This window comes from uncultured Sphingomonas sp. (assembly GCF_964237155.1).
Taxonomy (GTDB): domain Bacteria; phylum Pseudomonadota; class Alphaproteobacteria; order Sphingomonadales; family Sphingomonadaceae; genus Sphingomonas.
This window is the reverse complement of record NZ_CAXSHH010000054.1, coordinates 1-16007: the sequence shown is the minus strand read 5'-3', so window position 1 is coordinate 16007 and position 16007 is coordinate 1. Positions and strand designations below refer to the sequence as shown.

The window sequence follows — 16007 nt, the reverse complement described above, 5'->3', positions numbered from 1 at the left end:
CGAGTTCGCCTTTCAGCTCAAGGGAACTCTCCACTTTTCCGGGGCAAGTCCACACCAGCGCCCGCTTCTGCTCGTCCGTCCAGACCCGGCGTCGCTCCACGCCCGAGATCAACGTCACCTGGCTCATCGCACCATCGCTAACACCAGTGCAAACACCGTCGCTTGCACCAGTGCTACATCAGCCAGTGGCCCTCACCCGGCAAGGCGGCCTCCACCGGAGGGGTACCGATCCGACGCCGGAACATCGGAGGTCATCCTGCTCACGGGCGAGGGCACGACCATGCAGGAAGGCGCGGATACCCACACGTGCCCCGGGTACTCCGGCCGTAGCCGGATGCAGGAGCCGTCGTTCAACCACAGCCGACCGCGCTTGGGTCGTTTCTGCGGTACCTTGAGCCCCTCGCGCCGCGAAATCCGCTCGACGCGCTTGGTCCAGACTCCCATAGTCGATGGACTACTCGGAAGGGGGCAGCTCAAGTCCGGCGGGGGCGCCGTCACCGCCCTGTGATCGTCGTCTTCAGATGGCCGGATCGAGCTCCATCGATCGCTGCTTCAGTTGCTCGATGAGCCAGCGGCCGGCGGGCCCGGGCGGCGATGCCGTCCGATAGATCGCGTACATCGGCAGGACAAGGCCGTCCGGCGGCACGTCCTCGATGGAGAGCTTCACGAGTGTACCCATCTCGAGTTCACTGCCGATGGTGTGGAGAGGCATGCTGCCCCAACCGAGCCCGCTGCAAAGGAATGCATGCTTGGCGAAGAGGTCGGCGAGGCGCCACGTCGACGGCGACATCACGCCGAATTCCCTCCCGGCCGAGAGGTCAGACCTGTCGGTCAGAACGAGTTGCACGTGCTTGGCCAGTTCCGATCTGGATATGGTGCCTTTATGTCGCGCAAGCGGATGGTCGGGCGCCGCGACCATCATGAGGACCACGCCAGGCAAACCTTCCCCGGTGAGCGAGGCGGGCATGACCGGCAGTGATCCGACGATGCCGATGCTGGCATTGCCGATCAGGACCGGTTGGTAGGCGCTGCCCAGCGCCTCGACGAACAATCGCAGCGGCGTTCCCGCGAAGTCTCCGCGGAACGCCTTGGCGGACGCGGTGATGCTGCCCATGGGAAAGAGCACGTCGACGACCAGGGAGAGCTCCGCCTCCAGGCCCGCCGCCATCCCCCTCGCCCGCGCCTTCATGAAATCGACCCCGGACACGATACCCCGCGCATCGGCCAACAGGACGACGCCAGCAGGGGTCAGCTTGGGGTAACGCCCCGAGCGATCGAACAGCGACACGCCGATCTGCGCCTCCAGGCCGCTCACCAGATCGCTCACGACAGACTGGGCGCGGTGGATCCTCCGTGCGGCCGCCGAGAAGCTGCCCTCGTCGACGGCGGTTATGAACGACCGAAGTTGGTCGAGAGAGACACCATCGAGCATCTATCCGGTCAGCCGATTGGCCAGCTCAAAGCCTTGCATAGTGGATGCTTCGGCCGGTGGCATAGGGCCGTACTTGTCGTTGCGCGTCGAACAGGCTGTCCGGGTCCTCGATCGGCTCCGGCGAGGTCGCCACGCCAAACCGATGCCTGCTCGCAGGGTGCCTCGCGCGAATACGCCAGGATCTATCACTCGAAAGTCGCAAGAAGGCTCGCCAAGCTTGTCGGTCGAATCGCGATCGACACTCTCATCCTCCACATCCACCAATGTCGGTCGGCAAAGGAAGCCTGCCGAGCACAGCGGCCCGGCATTATAAGCCTCCTGCTTGAACACGCTGTTCGATCCGATCCATAAACGACCTTCCTGCGGGGCTCTTGGCCGACCAAGTGGGCCTGCTTCGCCTAGCCTAGCTAGCGGTGACATCTCGATCGGCGAGGTTTCTTTCGTAAGACATAAAAGTCGACGAAGTTCCCGTCCTCGTTACGTAACAGGATCGTGTAATCCGCCGGTGCAACCTGGGCTACCGCGTTTCACAGCTGAAGCTTCGGAACGAGATCGCCTTCGAATAGGGCACCGATCGCACACTTGCTTAGCGCTAAACGTAACAGCGAATGACTCGTCGGGCTGACAGCGGACTGGTCGGGCGCTATTACTCGCGTGAACCATCGACATCGGAGGCGGGCCGATCTCGCGACGTATCGCGTTCTGGAGGCGCGGGCATTTCTTCCCTAATCAGGGCTTCGCCCTCGCGCATGGTCTCGACGCCCTCCTCCGTATCGGTACCGCCACCATGCTCCAGCACGACCTTGTATGGCTTCTTCTTCAACGGCGTTTGGACGATCCGGCCGCGTGTAGTTGCCATGATCGTCTCAAGCTTTCCGTGACGAAGTTGACGGAAAGAAGCGATCGGCCGCACTAGCTCCTGCCGAACCGCCAAGTCCTGCTTCCTTCCAGACGAAACTATCGTCATCGGGGGATTCGCCATGGCGAACGGTATATCCTATGCCCATGTTGATAGCCTTCGCTGTAGCTGCGGTTCGCGTCTCGAATAGCCCGACAAAATCCCACGGCTCCTCGCGCACCACACCCCATCCGATCAGGGTCTTGCCATCGACGATGGGCATTGCTTCGTTCCTTTGCGTCGTGAACCTGAGATGTAGGAGGCCAACAGCAGCCCTCACGCGCTAAGTCGCCTATTTAGAACTGAAAATCGTGCATCTATGATAATGTTGATCCTTCCTGACGCTCGGCAGACAAGGTAGAGATTGTCAGGCGGCATAACCGGTCGAGGCTGTTGAAAAACTCGGCCATCTAGACGAGCGGCACGTGGGCCGCGGCGCTGCCCGCCTGAACCTGTCGCCCTCGGCAGTCAGCCATGACCTTGGCCGTCTGCGCCGGCTTTTCGACGATCCGCTTTTCGTGCGCACGCCGCGAGGCGTCACGCCGACGGCCAGAGCTGATCACTTACAGGAGCCTGTCGCGGAGGCCTTGGGCCGACTAAGGGCCCGACCGATAATTTGGTTGAGTGATTTCAGTAGCTTGTGATTCACTAGGGTTGGAACGACCGCAGGAAGTCACATGGGCTGGACTGAAATCGCTCGATGTGAGCAGGACAGGAGAGGGCTGCGCTACGGAAGCGACTGCACCGACGAGGAGTGGGCGGTCATCGCCCCGCTGCTGGCACCGGCGGCGCAGGTGGGCCGTCCACGCAGGCATCGGGCACGAGATCTATGGAACGCGATCCAGTATCTCGCCGCGACGGGATGTCAGTGGGCGCAATTGCCCAGGGACAGCATTTCCTCACGCCCATCTTACTGTCGGCCGAAGCCGTTCGGCAGCCCGGCGGTCAGATCGCCTTGAAAGTCGGTGGTGAAGAGATTGCGGAGCGCTTTCGCGTCCGACCTTTGGAGAGCCAGATAGAGTTCACGACCCCTGACCAGAATCCGAGCCCCCAAATCGGCGCCCGGGCTGTCCGCGGTTGCGGCGGCTGGCGGTGAAACGCAGGCGGTGCCAACCACGGCAGCAGACATCGCCGCTAAGAGAACGTCACGCCGGCTGCTCATGCTCAGACTCCTGCAGAGGCGGACGTTCCGCGCGGGCGGTCGCCGGCGTCGGCATCGTCGCGCTCGGCCAGGCTCCCCATTGCGCCGGAACGAAATCGCCCGAACGCGCTCTCGACTTCGGCCTTCCCGTTCGTGATGAACGGACCGCCGAAAGCAACCGGATCCGCAAGCGGGGTTCCGGCGAAGGCGAACAGCGTCGCCCCCGCATCGCCTGCCGAGATGGTTACATCTTCAAGCGCCGCCTTGATGCTGATTACGTCGCCTGCGCGCGCCTCCGCTCGATCACCGCTCGCATCAACCACGACGATGCCTTGCTCGACGTAGAGCATCGCTTCCTGCCCGGTCGACCTAGACCAGGAGAATGACGCTCCGGCCTGCAATTCGAGGTCCGCCATCATCGCATCGACAGGCAGACCGACATCCGCTCGTCGGCCGTCCCACTCTCCCATCACGAGGCGCAACGCGACGCCCGGCGCAATCGTGAGCGGCGGGATCTCGGACGGATCCCGATGGGCACTCGCGGCCGCTACCAGCTTGGCGGCTGCAGGGTGATTGATGAAGATTTGGAATGCGTCGACCGCATCGCCGGCGCGCTCGGGCGTCTCGTCATGCACCATCCCGCTATTCGCGATCGTCCAGTGCGCGCCGCCTGGCCGGATCAGCGAGCGGTCGCCGAGGCTGTCGCGGTTGTACATGGAGGCCGAGGAGCTGCGCACGACATAGGTCATCGCCGTAAAGCCCGCATGCGGATGCGGCGGAAATGGGCGGTCGGTCATCTGGAAGCGCGCGATCATCACGAAGGGCCCCACGCTGCCGATCCTGTCACCAGGCACAGCGGTCACGGCGGTGAGCCCAAGCTGCGCCGGCTGGGCTGTGAGCTGCCACGCCATCAGCCTGTGCGACGTGCCGTCGGTGGCGAGGTTAACCGGAATAGGCATGCGAAAGACTCCGAAGGACGCCGGGCCGGCGTCGAAGCGACAGTAAGGCAGTGAGAGCAAGCCTTGCGTCTCTAACAAGGCCTTGTCGCAGGCAACCTCTCGCGAACAGCTGCGTAATTCCGACGGTATCCATCGGCTAGGCCAATGTGTTCCTCCGGCTTGCGCCAAGCAGAAAGCGGCAGGCTTTAAGATCCGAGGCTCCTGGCCGGCGCATTGAACTTTTGCGTACATTACGTCGCCTTTTAAACCGGCAAAGCTTCTTGATGCGTGACAGCGGTATCGGCCAGTTCGATAGGTCGTATCGTAAGATCAATGCTGCTTATCAGGGTGCAGGTACGCCATAACCATCGCTTGAAGAGTCCCGTTGCTTCAGCGTTTTTGCCCGTAAGGGGTTGCTACAAGAAAGTGCCTTCCGTGTACGCTAGGAGCGAACGCTGAGTGAACACGGGTCAGGCGTACCGCCCGCCGGCCCCGGAAGCGGCGACACCGCCATCGCCGGTCTCCGGTTCCGCTTCGCTCCACCTCCGTCCGGCGATGGCGGCGGAGACCACGATGCACTAACAATCAACCCGGACAACCCGGTGGGGGCTGCTCAGTTCGTTCGACATACCTAAGCTATATTCGCGGCTCACCGGCCCTGGGAGGGGATAATCTTCTTCCGTCCGGCCCCTCGATGCTAGCGTTGCCTTGGAAACGGACATTCACTCAGGGAATTGAGAGCAGCCGCTTCTGCCGCTCGGGCGCGGTGTCCGCGACGAGGTATGCGGCATTGAACTCACCCATCTCGGCAAGTGCTGCCCAGTTGTGGATTTGCACCTGTCCGCTCTTTACGGTCGCCAAGCCTTTGTCACGAAGCGCCTTGAGCGAGCGGTTCACATGCACGGACGTCATGCCCGACGCATCGCCGAGCTGGTCCTGGGTGATGGGGAAGTGGTAGTCGAGCAGGACCTCGCGGTTTCTACCCGACCGGATCGATATCTCGCACAGAATATGAGCAAGCCTCGTCTGCGCGTCGCGACGACCGATGTTCACCACCCACTCCATTAGGATCGCGGCGTCGAGCATGCAGTCCCGCCAGAGCGCTTCCGCGATCGCCGGGTAGCGTGCGGCCAAGGCGCGGATCGCGTCGTGAGGCACCCGGAGGATCATCGTCTCGCACAGAGCAGTCAATCCGCCAACGCCGATCGGCCGCACCGCCGAGTGGAGATCGGCCATGTCGCCTGCAAGGTGGAAGGCGGTGATCTGGCGCACGCCGACCAATGTCTGGCCAAACCGTCCGACCAGCCCGGACGCTATGAAGCAGCTGTACGAGGTTTCCTGGTTGATATGGACGAAGTCCTGCCGCGCCTTTACCACGATCAGATGCGTCGGCAGGGCCATGATCGCCCGTCTTTCCTCGTCGGTGAGAACAGAACGGACCGTCAGACGATCGACGAAAAGTTGTAGGCTGGCGTTCTCGAACCGGCTCATGACTAAACTCCCCCTAGTGCGAGCGGGAGTTTAGACCACCACCACCAGCCACCTTCGCCTGATGGCAGGTTCTAGGCGATATCAGCTTCATAACACGGATCAGGTGCTCGCATAGAGGCCGCATAACCAGAGCAGCTCAAGGTAGCTAAGCCGCTTCGGGAATCACGTGAACGGCACTCTTGAACGTGAGGCAATGCACCACTTGACCAGCGTCGTTCTCCGCTTCGATCCGATACCGCAGGTCCATCACGCCCTCCTCTTTGATATCGCTGGCGATCACATCGCGGGCACCTTCGAGCACCGCTTTCTTGACGGCTCCCATATTAGCCAGCTCCAATCCATCGGGATCAAGCAGCTCGTCCGTGTGGTCGCGTAAGTGAAGAAAATAGTGGGCCATCAATCGATTTCCATACTCAGGCGGGAGCAAGCACGCTCGCAGCGTCGATGCCTGGACTCGTCACGACGATAATATTCGATAACATGAGCTAAATAATCAGTATTATCACAAGTGGAGTTAAATAATAAATAGCAAGCTTGACGGGCCGTTGTTTGGATGCCCGCTACGGGTCGAACTGCCAGCTCATTACGAACGGATTTTATCGAGCATGGGATCAAGCATAGGCACGGCATCCTCATCCGCCGGGCTGGACGCGGCCCAGCTCGCCTGACGCATGCGGCGGTGGAGGTAGTTCTCGTCGAAGCCGGCGATCTGGACGAGCTTGGCCGCGTCCAGGATCGTCAGGTTGCCGCGGCGTAGCGCCATGGCGCCCGCGAGCCGCAAATCCTTGAGCAACCGGTTCATATGGACGGGCGTCATGCCCAGCGCGTCGGCGAGAACAATCTGGGACAGCGGCAGCTCGACATGCCCCGCCGCCGTCAGGCCGATGTCACGCGCGCGCAGATAGAGTTCGCACATCAGGTGCGCGACGCGCTCCAGGCTGCTGCGACGGCCCATGCTGACGATCCAAGCGCGCATGATCCCCTCGTCGACGAGTTGGGCCACGTACATCGCACGGGCGATGCTGGGATGGTCGTGCATCATCGTCCGCATCTCTTCGCGAGAGACCGTCGCCACGCGCGCAGTGGTGATCGCCTGGATGCCGTGATCCATCTCCGCCAACATGCTGATGTGGAGATCGCAGGCGTCGCCGGCCATCAGGAATGCCATGATTTGGCGCGTGCCGTTGGGCAGGATCTTGTATCGGCAAGCCCAGCCTTCAAGGATGACAAACACGGGTCCGGGCTCGTCGCCCTCGCGGATCAAATCCTGTTTCGCGTTGTAGGTGCGGCCCCAGCCGGTCGCGTGTTCCAAGGCCTTGATGTCCAAGGTCGTCAGATCGGCCAAGCCGCTCAACTTTTGGATAAATCGGTTGGCCATGGGTCAGATTACACTTCCACACCCGCAAAGAATATTGCTTATTATGATTATACGCTGTTTATTTTCTGGGTGGTTTGCCTGATTGGAGCGTTTACCTGCCAAGTATCGTCAGCTTCTAGCAAATCTGGCCGAAAGCTAAGGACTACCCGTCCTGGCGAGAAGAAGGCCTTAGTCCATGACCGTCGAGATCGACGCCGGCGGAACCGCCGCGCATCCCACCCTGTCGCACATTCCCGACATTCAGGACCCGTACGGCCAAGCGGCGCTGCTGCTGGCCGAAAGCCTGATCCACGGGTTGAAAGAGCGCGGCGTGCTGACGGTCGCCGATGCAGTCGATATCATCGAGACCTCCGCCGACGTGCAGTACGACCTGGCGGACGCGGCCGACGGCGCGGGATCGGGCCTACGCCAAGCCGCGTCGCTGCTGACCGCGATGGCGGTTAGCCTGCGGAACGACGTACGGTCAGCCAGGGACCGCTGACGGAACCGAGTGCTCGGTTTGCTATGCGGGTCAGCTGAAGGCGGCTGGCGCGACACGACGGAAAGCGGCAATCATCTGGTGCGGGTCGAGCGGCTTGGTGAGGACCGCCGCTGCGTAATCGCACGTCACACAGTCTCCAGGCGTGCCGGTTATGAAGATTACTGGGATGGGGCCGAGCACCGCCATGATCGCCATCACGGCAAGCGGGCCTGTACCCTCCGCCAGTCGTACATCGGATAGGATAACGGAAGGAGGCCGCTTGAACGCGGCCGCGACGGCTTTGTTCTGCGTTTCGGCCATGTCGACAGAGGTGGCGCCGGCGTCACGGGCGACCTCCGCGACATACTCGGCAATGATCCATTCGTCTTCGATCACTAGGACATGACACATGATGGATTACCAATCTGAATCATACTAACACATTAACAATGATTTAGTACCAAGATCGGCGAAAGAAACTTCAAACGTCCGACGTTGTCGGTCGGGATGACCCGACCGAGCTGTTTGTTCCAAACTCCCTTTCAGTTGAACGGGCCCGTCAGGTCGCGAGTCTGGCCTTGTCGATGACCAATGTCGCGACCACGCCATCGACGTGCCAAGCATAGTCGATCGAGCCGCGAAGCTGTCCGGCGATCGAGCGACGGATGAGCTTGCTCCCGAACCCGGCGACGTCGCTCGGGCTCGCGACCGGAGGACCGCCGCGCTCCGTCCAGACCAGCGTCACCTGGTCTCCGTGCGATGTGCAGGACACGTCCAGCGTGCCCGTGGCTTCTGACAACGCGCCGTATTTGAGCGAGTTCGTGGCGAGCTCATGGATAACCAGCGCCAGCGTGGTCGCGGCCGTCTCGCCCACACCCATGCGCGGAACCGACACCCGAATGCGCCCGCTAAACGCGCCGAGGTCATTGTACGGCGCGAGCAGGATGGAGATCAGGTCGCCCAGCAGCGCGGCCGTGCCCTGCTGGCCCGGTATCGGCCGCACGAGGTCATGGGCGCGGCCCAACGCCGTCAGTCGCCCAGTCAGCTCGTGCGCCATCTCCTGAACCGTCGTGGTCGAGCGCGACGTGATCGTGGTCAGGCCGGTCGCGATCGCCAGCAGGTTCTTGACGCGGTGACTCATCTCCCCCGCGAGCAACTCGTTTGCCTCCTCGGCCTGCTTGCGGCCGGTCACGTCCAGGAAGATGCCGAACATGACCCGGTTCTCGATATCGGCGTCGTCGCCTTGGCCCCGTGCCGATATCCAGCGGACCTCGTCGTCGTGAACGATCCGGAAATCGATCTCGTACGCCCCGATCACACCGCGCGTCGCGGCAAAGGCGGCCCGGACGCGGTTGCGGTCGGCCGGGTGGATGTGGACTGATAGGTCCTCGAACGTGACGTCGCCGCCACGAGGAATGCCCCAAAGCCCGTAAGCGATATCGTCCATGGTCAGCCGGTCGGTGTCGACGTTCCATGAAAAGAGCGTGACGCCCGCGGCGTCGATCGCGAGCCTGAGATGGCAGCCCTGCCATATCGCGGCGGTGCTTTGATGATCCGGCATGCTAGATGGTCCCTGGGGACAACAGCGCCCGTTGGCGTGGCCCTAACTGATCATTGTTAAGTAGGCGACACCAAGGCTCGTAGTCGAGCGGCTTGGCCGGATCGAATGAGCATCCCTCAATAATGGCTGGAAGGCCTCGTCCAGCGCCTACGCGACTAGACCGGCTTCGCGCTCTTGGAATGCTGCGCCGTGTAGCTCGCCGCAGCCTGATCGAGGAGCGCTATTCGGCTCGTCTCCAGCCGGAACCGGTCGGCATAGTGATCGCGAAGCGCCTGCCGAGCCTGTTTACCCGCGTTGCCCTCGGCACTGTCCGCCTCCGCGTGCCGCTCGGCCGCGCGCTGCTCCCATAGCTGCTTGTGCAGACGATCCAGATTGGAGTCGATCCCATCGGCGATAAGGTCGAACCCGGTCTTGCTCATGGTGCCGTCCTCCGACCATGATATGAGGATTCGTGGCCCGTTCGCCTATGGCGCGGGCGCGATCCTGACCGTGCATCGCACCGACTCGCCCGCCTTGGTCGCCGCCTTCTGACAACGCTCAAGCGCCGCCTGGTTGCCTCGGCCGATGATCACGCCCGCCAACATGTCGTTCCACGTCTCGGGATAGCTCGCCGCCGCAAGCCGACGCGCGCCGTCCCACTGCGACCCGCCAAGCGTCCGCGCCGCCAAGCGCTCGGGCCATAGCCAGCTATCCGGCGTCACGCGCGCGAGCGTACCCCCGAACGCTCCCCACAACATCATGCCGACGACGATGCCGCCGATCGCGGTCCAGGTAAGCCAACGGTTCTGCTCGTCGCCGCGCCGCGCCGATACCGTCATGCCGGCGAGCTGGCGCGTCGCCTGGTCCAGCCCGGCGCGAGCCTCGGCGATGATCTGCTGGTCGTTTCGCCGTGCATCGATGCTCGCCGTCACGATCCGCCCGGCGATGTGATCGGGCGTCATCGCCTGCGCCGAACCCTTGGTGAGGATGTCGACCCGCTGCGCGATGGCGGTGATGTTGTTGGACATGCGCCCCAGCGTCTCGGAATAATCCGGCTGCTCGGGCACCTCCGCCCGCTCGGCCGCCAGCCGCTCGATCGCGCGGCGTAGCAACGTCACCTCGGCGCGTACCTCCTCGAATGCCTCGGCCGCGGCGTCGCCTCCGCCCTGATCGTCGTCGCCTGCCATCTCTCCTCCTACCGGCTCATGCCGCGGTCGCGGTCACGCGCGCCGATCTCAAGCGAGCGGGTCAGCTCCTGCGCGACGCCGCGGGCGCGGTCGATCTTTAACCCCAACTCGGGCGCGCGATGACGTAGGGCGGATTCGAGCTGCGGGTCGCGCGCGAGCCCGGCCGCCGCGCCCACCATGCGCCTGCCCGCCCGCTCCGCGCCCGCGTGGTCGCCCGCGCGCTCCAGCCCCGCGCGCTCGGCCGCCATGCCGCGCCAGCCCTCCACGAACCGATCCGCCCGCTTCTCCGGGTCGGTCCGCACCTGGCGCTCGGCCTCCATCGCCCTCGCCGCCCCGCCCGTGTTCCCCTCGGCCGCGGCCTGTGCGAGCGACGGGTCGCGCTCGATCGCGGATGCGAGGTCGCGCGCGCCGCGCGATCGCACCCGGTCGAGCGCGTCACCAACCTGCCGTAGCGCCGCTAGGCCCTACGCCACCATGCGGCGACGCGACGGTAAGGGCCTGGGAGCCGCCTGGACCGAGACCGTCGCGCCTCGCGGGCCGTTCACCTATGCCACTCCTGTCGTCGTGCTATGCGATCACTGGTCCGCCAGCATGGCCAAAGGCTTTCCGATGGGGATGCGCACGATCTGCGGCGTCGATCGTCGGCACTCCGATGATGGGCCTGGGCGCGGCCGTGTTCCGCATCCGCCTCGATCGTACCGGTATCGGAGGGCAGTATTCGGGGAAGCCGGTCTACGATGTGGCTGGGCACCCCCGTTGGCTGCTCAAGCCCGATATCGAGATCGGCCCCGGCTCCGACATTCTCGCCGCTCGCATCGGGCAGTTGCACAAGCGTCTGGGCGGAACGGGCACGGAAATATGCTAGCGATGGGCAAGCCCGATCCGATCATCACCGGCCTCGACGACGCCGATCGCGCGCTCCTGGTCGACGCGCTCGCGGCGCTGCGCGATCAACGCGGCCGGGACTGGAACGCCGCCTGCGACCGTGCCGAGCGGCTGGGCGAAGCACGCCCATCGCTCACGCCTTTCGAGATCGATCCCATCGTCCAACTCGCGCGACGCCTGGGCGGCGACGCCAAGTACCGGCTGGAACGGTGATGCGGACGGACCTGGAGCCTAGCGTACGTTTTCGGGCCTTTTCTCACCGGGCTCTCCAACATGGAAAGGACACGCGATGATCCATTGCGATTTCGAGGCCATCCGAGCGCAGGTTCGCGCCATGGATTTTATGCGCGGCACGCCCGAACAAGTTGCACAGTGGCGCGAGGACGACGAGGAGTCGCGCGCTGACCTCGTGATTGAGGGCATGATCCCGATGGCCGACGAGGACGCGCTTTTCGAGCTGATGCTGGAAGAGGCTGTGCCTCCGTCCCTCGTTTCAACGATTGTCGGCAAGCTGATCCACGAGAGCCTTGCATGATGCATTTCGACATCGAGGCTATCCGTGCCGACATCCGGGCGATGGATTTCGTCCGCGGCACTCCGGCCGAATGCGCCCAGTGGAACGAGGCGGACGAGAACGCGCGCCGACCTCGCGACCGAGGGCATGGCCCTCGAACCGAACGAGGCCGCGCTGTTCGACCTGTTTCGGGAGGAAGCCGTGCCCCCGTCCCTCGCCACCCAGATCACCCTCAAACTGATGGAGCATTTCGACGTGGAAACCCAAACGGAGAAGGCCGATGATGCATGACATTCCCCCGCGATCTCGCCGGCCGTTCCCTATCCCGATCACGGCTACGCCAACCCGCCGCGGTCCTGGCAGGTGATCGTGACCGGCCCGAACCTCGATCGCCTCACGCCCGGGATGGGTGACGATCTGGGTCGGTTGCTCGATCTGCGGCCCGATATCGCCTGCCTTTCCATCGATACCGACGACGGCGGGATGCTGGTCGCGCGCGATTGGCCAAGCGACTACCTGGAAGAAGCCGACGCGCTGCTCGCGCGGATCGAACGCGCGCCCGGTATCCGAATGGTGACGCTCAACCGTCGCTCCGACCCGGCCCGCTGATGGCCGGTCCCCTCGCTATCGGCCGCGGGTCGTTCTTCATGCTGAAGGTGGTCGTCGTGGCCGCGTTTATATTCCTACTCGCCCCGGGGCCTGATCCGCCACCTCTGGAAGGCGCGGGTGCAATCGTGCCAGCGGTTTCGGTGCTTGTCGGCTATGAGCAAGATCCATCCTGGTCGCGACCGACGTTAAGATGACAGATTGTGCATTATCGGCCGACTCGAAGAAAGGCCGTACCGATCTGCTACTCCCGGCAATAGCTCGGGCGATGGCGCGGTGTTCGCGCAAATGTCACATTCGACTGTCTTGCATCCTCGTCGGTGTTTATTCATCATTAACGTCGGACGGATCACGAATATTGATGCTTTGCTAATCTAAATCGGGTGACGTCGATGTTCGTCGCTGCTATGCGGCAAGCCACGCCTGTGTCTTGAGGCGTTCACATCAAGGGGCTTGCCATGAAATTCCACTCCCGTCTTTTCCTCGTTGGTGCCTTCGCGGGCGCGGCCATGCTCTCGACCCCGGCCGCCGCGCAGCAGATCGGCAACGGCACCGTCACGGTCGCGCAGCTGTACGCGCCGTCGGTCAACATCACGACCTCGCCCGCGACATACACCGCGACCATGGGTCAGACATTCGAGGTGCTGGGCACCGGCGCGTTCACGTCGGCGACCGGCCTGACCGGCATTCAGAACGGCACCATCAACTTCTCGACCACGGTCGGGACGACGATCAACCAGACCGTCAGCAATTTCTTCTCGTTCAACGACGGCGCGGGTGGCCTGTTCAACTTCACCCCGCTCAGCGCGACGACGCGCACTTTCAACGACACGCCCGGCGTCAGCACGAGCATCTCGTTGCTGCTGCTCGGCAACACGGTCAACTCGGTGCGCAACTTCACCCCGACGCCGACCTCGCTGACGCTCAGCTTCAACAGCACGGGCGGTTCGGCCTTCTCGTCGTCCTCGACGCTGTCCATCCCGCCCGAGATGGCGGCCGCCGTGCCCGAGACCGGCACCTGGGCGATGATGATCATCGGCTTCGGCGCCGTCGGCGGCACGCTGCGCAGCCGTAAGAAGGCGACCGTGCGCTTTGGCGGTCACAGCCTCGCCTGATTGACCGAGCCTGACGTGATTGGGAGCGGCCGGTCGCAAGACCGGCCGCTCTTTTTGCTTGTGCTCTTCTCCCGAACCGCCCTTACCCGATCATCACGCCCGTCCAGTCGCGCCTGGGCGTAGGCCGGTCGGACGGCAGCGGTGTGTTCCGCTCCTCGGTCAGTCGCCTGAGCCGCATCCGGCCCCGCGAGACTCGGCTCCTGAACGTGCCCTCCGGTGTCAACCGGCGTGGGATGTTGACCCCGGATAAGCGTCCAACATTGACCCCGGCCGGGTAGTGTTCTCGAGGGCCGCGACGAGGGCCGGCATGGGGGTGTGATGGTGGAGGGCGTAGCCCGGAGCCGTCACACCCCATGCCGGTGGCGCGTTTCGTTGGGGGTGGATCAGGCGGCTTCGCGGCTCTTGAACCGCCAGCTTTCGTTGCCGGTCTCGACGATGTCGCAGTGGTGGGTGAGCCGGTCGAGGAGCGCGGTGGTCATCTTGGCGTCGCCGAACACCGACGGCCACTCGCCGAACGCCAGGTTAGTGGTGACCACGATCGAGGTCTGCTCGTACAAGCGGCTGACCAGATGGAACAGCAGCTGGCCGCCCGAGAGCGCGAACGGCAGGTAGCCGAGCTCGTCGAGGATGACGAGGTCGAGCCGGGACAGGTGATCGGCGATCCGGCCGGGCTTACCCGCGCGTGCCTCGGCCTCGAGCCGGTTGACGAGGTCGACCGTGTTGTAGAACCGGACCCGGGCACCGCTGCGCACGCAGGCGCGGCCGATCGCGATGGCGAGGTGGGTCTTGCCGGTGCCGGTGCCGCCGACCAGCACGGCGTTGCGCTGGACCTCGATGAAGCCGCCGGTGGGCCCGAGCACCTGGATGTCGCGGGCGGGGTCGAACCCGAACCGGCGCGGGATGTGCCGGGAGACGAGCTCGACGACCTTCTCGGCGACGTCGCCGGGCTCGTCGGCCTCGACATAGAAGAAGTCGCCCTCGCCCCGTGCCGACAGGTCGGGCATCTCGCCCGCGTTGATCTTGTGCGCCCCCGTGATGATCCGGCTGGTCGCCGCCTGCCGGAACACCTCGGTCAGCCGCACGACGGGCACCGCTCCGCTGGCGATCACGTCCTTGAGCACCTGACCCGGCCCGACCGAAGGCAGCTGATCGACGTCGCCGACGAGCAGCAGCGCCGCGCCGGATGGGAGCGCCTTCATCACGGCGTGCATCAGCATGACGTCCACCATGCTGGCCTCGTCGATGACGAGGAGCTGACAATCGAGCAGGTTCTGCTCGTTCCGCTTGAACCCGCCCTCCGCCGGATCGATCTCGAGCAGTCGGTGCAGCGTCATCGCCTCCATACCGCTCGACTCCGCCAGGCGTTTGGCCGCGCGGCCTGTCGGCGCCGCAAGCGCCATCTCGACGCGCTTGGCGCCGAGCGTCTTCAGGATCGAGTTGACCAGTGTCGTCTTGCCCACGCCCGGGCCGCCGGTGATGACGCAGACCTTGGACGCCAGGGCGAGCCCAAACGCGTCGCGCTGGCTGGGCGACAGCTGAAGGCCCGTCCTGCCCTCGACCCAGGGGATCGCCTGGCCGGCGTCGATCGGCGGCCATGGCCGCCGCCCGGCCCGCAACCGCAGCAAGCGGTCGGCGATCGCCTGCTCGGCGCGGTACAGGCCCGCCAGGAACATGACCTCGCGCCCGTCGGTCACGCCCGCCATCACCTCGCCCGACGCGAGCTCACCGTCCAGCGCGCTCTCGATCAGCGGCTCGGCGATCTCGAGGAGCTTGGCACCCGAGCGGATCAGGTCGTCCCGGGGCAGCCCGCAGTGCCCGTCGTCCATGGCGCTGGTGAGCGCATGGGCGACGCCCGCGCGAACACGGCGGGGATCCTCCTTGGCGTAGCCGATGCTCGACGCGATCGCGTCGGCGGTCTTGAAGCCGATGCCGGTGATGTCGCGCGCGAGCTGGTAGGGGTCGGCCTTGATCACGGCGATCGCCTGATCGCCGTAGGTCTTGAAGATCCTGACCGCGCGCGCCGAGCTTACCCCGTGGCTGTACAGCCAGACGATGATCTCGCGGATGGCGCGCTGGTCGCTCCAGCCCCGGATGATCTTGGCCTCGCGGACCGGGCCGATGCCGGTCACCTCGCGAAGCCGCTTCGGCTGGGTCTCGATCACCTCGAACACGTCCTGGCCGAACGCGCCCACGAGCTTGGCCGCGTAGACCGGGCCGATGCTCTTGATCATGCCCGAGCCGAAATACTTCTCCAGCCCGGCGAGCGTGGTCGGCACGGTCGCCTCGACGCGCTCCGCCTTGAACTGCAGCCCGTGATTGCGGTCGTTCAGCCACACGCCGTCAGCCTCGACATACTCGCCCGCCCCGATCGCGGCCGCGTGGCCGGTCAGGGTCACGAGGTCGCGCTGGCCGCGCACCTTCA

The 16007-nt window shown here is 64.3% G+C and carries 23 protein-coding genes and 3 pseudogenes; 10 read left to right on the top strand and 16 right to left on the bottom strand.

Annotated features, from left to right (window positions below):
* Window positions 1-300: 300 nt before the first annotated feature.
* The 4 genes and pseudogenes from ACFE71_RS11515 to ACFE71_RS11500 form a co-directional block, all read right to left on the bottom strand.
* A pseudogene (locus ACFE71_RS11515) lies at window positions 301-429 on the bottom strand (IS3 family transposase); the annotation flags it as partial.
* 88 nt (window positions 430-517) lie between these two features.
* The gene (locus tag ACFE71_RS11510) at window positions 518-1432 is read right to left on the bottom strand and encodes a LysR family transcriptional regulator (protein WP_375428928.1); all 915 of its coding nucleotides are present in this window, start codon (window positions 1430-1432) and stop codon (window positions 518-520) included.
* Between the two features lie 646 nt (window positions 1433-2078).
* Window positions 2079-2291 (bottom strand): hypothetical protein, encoded by a 213-nt coding sequence (locus ACFE71_RS11505; RefSeq protein ID WP_375428927.1) that lies wholly within the window; start codon window positions 2289-2291, stop codon window positions 2079-2081.
* Window positions 2292-2298: 7 nt separating this feature from the next.
* Window positions 2299-2553 (bottom strand): hypothetical protein, encoded by a 255-nt coding sequence (locus ACFE71_RS11500; protein WP_375428926.1) that lies wholly within the window; start codon window positions 2551-2553, stop codon window positions 2299-2301.
* A 202-nt stretch (window positions 2554-2755) separates the two neighbouring features.
* Between ACFE71_RS11500 and ACFE71_RS11495 the strand changes: the two genes are divergently transcribed.
* Together ACFE71_RS11495 and ACFE71_RS11490 are read left to right on the top strand one after the other, a co-directional pair.
* On the top strand, window positions 2756-2974 hold the full coding sequence (locus ACFE71_RS11495) for a LysR family transcriptional regulator (RefSeq protein ID WP_375428925.1): 219 nt from the start codon (window positions 2756-2758) through the stop codon (window positions 2972-2974).
* 33 nt (window positions 2975-3007) lie between these two features.
* The gene (locus tag ACFE71_RS11490) at window positions 3008-3289 is read left to right on the top strand and encodes a transposase (RefSeq protein WP_375428924.1); all 282 of its coding nucleotides are present in this window, start codon (window positions 3008-3010) and stop codon (window positions 3287-3289) included.
* On the opposite strand, the gene ACFE71_RS11485 is transcribed toward ACFE71_RS11490, so the two are convergent.
* Window positions 3241-3492, bottom strand: coding sequence for a hypothetical protein (locus tag ACFE71_RS11485; RefSeq protein ID WP_375428930.1), 252 nt, complete (start codon window positions 3490-3492; stop codon window positions 3241-3243). The genes ACFE71_RS11490 and ACFE71_RS11485 overlap by 49 nt on opposite strands.
* 2 nt (window positions 3493-3494) lie before the next feature.
* Window positions 3495-4490 (bottom strand): pirin family protein, encoded by a 996-nt coding sequence (locus tag ACFE71_RS11480; protein ID WP_375428923.1) that lies wholly within the window; start codon window positions 4488-4490, stop codon window positions 3495-3497.
* Between the two features lie 396 nt (window positions 4491-4886).
* Between ACFE71_RS11480 and ACFE71_RS11475 the strand changes: the two are divergent.
* Window positions 4887-4991: pseudogene (locus ACFE71_RS11475) on the top strand (integrase catalytic subunit); the annotation flags it as partial.
* A gap of 144 nt (window positions 4992-5135) precedes the next feature.
* Here ACFE71_RS11475 and ACFE71_RS11470 read toward each other — a convergent pair.
* The 3 genes from ACFE71_RS11470 to ACFE71_RS11460 form a co-directional block, all read right to left on the bottom strand.
* A complete protein-coding gene (locus tag ACFE71_RS11470; RefSeq protein ID WP_375428922.1) occupies window positions 5136-5900 on the bottom strand; it encodes a Crp/Fnr family transcriptional regulator in 765 nt (254 codons plus the stop codon).
* 145 nt (window positions 5901-6045) lie between these two features.
* Window positions 6046-6297, bottom strand: a complete 252-nt coding sequence (locus ACFE71_RS11465; RefSeq protein WP_375428921.1) for a DUF6894 family protein — start codon at window positions 6295-6297, stop codon at window positions 6046-6048.
* Window positions 6298-6483: 186 nt separating this feature from the next.
* Window positions 6484-7245, bottom strand: a complete 762-nt coding sequence (locus ACFE71_RS11460) for a Crp/Fnr family transcriptional regulator (RefSeq protein ID WP_375428920.1) — start codon at window positions 7243-7245, stop codon at window positions 6484-6486.
* A gap of 208 nt (window positions 7246-7453) precedes the next feature.
* Here ACFE71_RS11460 and ACFE71_RS11455 point away from each other — a divergent pair, with 208 nt between their 5' ends.
* Complete coding sequence (locus ACFE71_RS11455) at window positions 7454-7759, top strand: hypothetical protein (RefSeq protein WP_375428919.1); 306 nt, start codon at window positions 7454-7456, stop codon at window positions 7757-7759.
* A gap of 30 nt (window positions 7760-7789) precedes the next feature.
* On the opposite strand, the gene ACFE71_RS11450 is transcribed toward ACFE71_RS11455, so the two are convergent.
* From ACFE71_RS11450 to ACFE71_RS11430, 5 genes are all read right to left on the bottom strand, one after another.
* A complete protein-coding gene (locus ACFE71_RS11450) occupies window positions 7790-8134 on the bottom strand; it encodes a response regulator (protein ID WP_375428918.1) in 345 nt (114 codons plus the stop codon).
* A 163-nt stretch (window positions 8135-8297) separates the two neighbouring features.
* Window positions 8298-9299, bottom strand: coding sequence for a sensor histidine kinase (locus ACFE71_RS11445; protein WP_375428917.1), 1002 nt, complete (start codon window positions 9297-9299; stop codon window positions 8298-8300).
* A 155-nt stretch (window positions 9300-9454) separates the two neighbouring features.
* Entirely contained in the window at window positions 9455-9718 is a 264-nt protein-coding gene (locus ACFE71_RS11440; RefSeq protein WP_375428916.1) for a hypothetical protein, read from the bottom strand.
* Between the two features lie 45 nt (window positions 9719-9763).
* Window positions 9764-10465: a DUF6118 family protein gene (locus tag ACFE71_RS11435; protein ID WP_375428915.1), complete on the bottom strand. Its 702-nt coding sequence runs from the start codon at window positions 10463-10465 to the stop codon at window positions 9764-9766.
* An 8-nt stretch (window positions 10466-10473) separates the two neighbouring features.
* A complete protein-coding gene (locus tag ACFE71_RS11430) occupies window positions 10474-10887 on the bottom strand; it encodes a hypothetical protein (protein WP_375428914.1) in 414 nt (137 codons plus the stop codon).
* 230 nt (window positions 10888-11117) lie between these two features.
* On the opposite strand from ACFE71_RS11430, the gene ACFE71_RS11425 reads away from it, so the two are divergent.
* The 6 genes from ACFE71_RS11425 to ACFE71_RS11400 all read left to right on the top strand — a co-directional run bounded on the left by ACFE71_RS11425 (window position 11118) and on the right by ACFE71_RS11400 (window position 13585).
* Window positions 11118-11330: a hypothetical protein gene (locus ACFE71_RS11425; protein WP_375428913.1), complete on the top strand. Its 213-nt coding sequence runs from the start codon at window positions 11118-11120 to the stop codon at window positions 11328-11330.
* A gap of 2 nt (window positions 11331-11332) precedes the next feature.
* The gene (locus ACFE71_RS11420; protein WP_375428912.1) at window positions 11333-11563 is read left to right on the top strand and encodes a hypothetical protein; all 231 of its coding nucleotides are present in this window, start codon (window positions 11333-11335) and stop codon (window positions 11561-11563) included.
* A 76-nt stretch (window positions 11564-11639) separates the two neighbouring features.
* Entirely contained in the window at window positions 11640-11885 is a 246-nt protein-coding gene (locus ACFE71_RS11415) for a hypothetical protein (RefSeq protein ID WP_375428911.1), read from the top strand.
* 126 nt (window positions 11886-12011) lie between these two features.
* Window positions 12012-12155 carry a hypothetical protein gene (locus ACFE71_RS11410; protein WP_375428910.1) on the top strand — a complete coding sequence of 48 codons (144 nt, stop codon included), beginning with the start codon at window positions 12012-12014 and terminating at the stop codon, window positions 12153-12155.
* Between the two features lie 72 nt (window positions 12156-12227).
* Entirely contained in the window at window positions 12228-12473 is a 246-nt protein-coding gene (locus tag ACFE71_RS11405) for a hypothetical protein (RefSeq protein WP_375428909.1), read from the top strand.
* Between the two features lie 455 nt (window positions 12474-12928).
* A complete protein-coding gene (locus ACFE71_RS11400; RefSeq protein WP_375428908.1) occupies window positions 12929-13585 on the top strand; it encodes a PEPxxWA-CTERM sorting domain-containing protein in 657 nt (218 codons plus the stop codon).
* A gap of 383 nt (window positions 13586-13968) precedes the next feature.
* On the opposite strand, the gene istB is transcribed toward ACFE71_RS11400, so the two are convergent.
* The gene (gene istB, locus ACFE71_RS11395) at window positions 13969-15258 is read right to left on the bottom strand and encodes an IS21-like element helper ATPase IstB (protein ID WP_375428929.1); all 1290 of its coding nucleotides are present in this window, start codon (window positions 15256-15258) and stop codon (window positions 13969-13971) included.
* A gap of 195 nt (window positions 15259-15453) precedes the next feature.
* A pseudogene (locus ACFE71_RS11390) lies at window positions 15454-15816 on the bottom strand (helix-hairpin-helix domain-containing protein); the annotation flags it as partial.
* Between the last annotated feature and the right edge of the window lie 191 nt (window positions 15817-16007).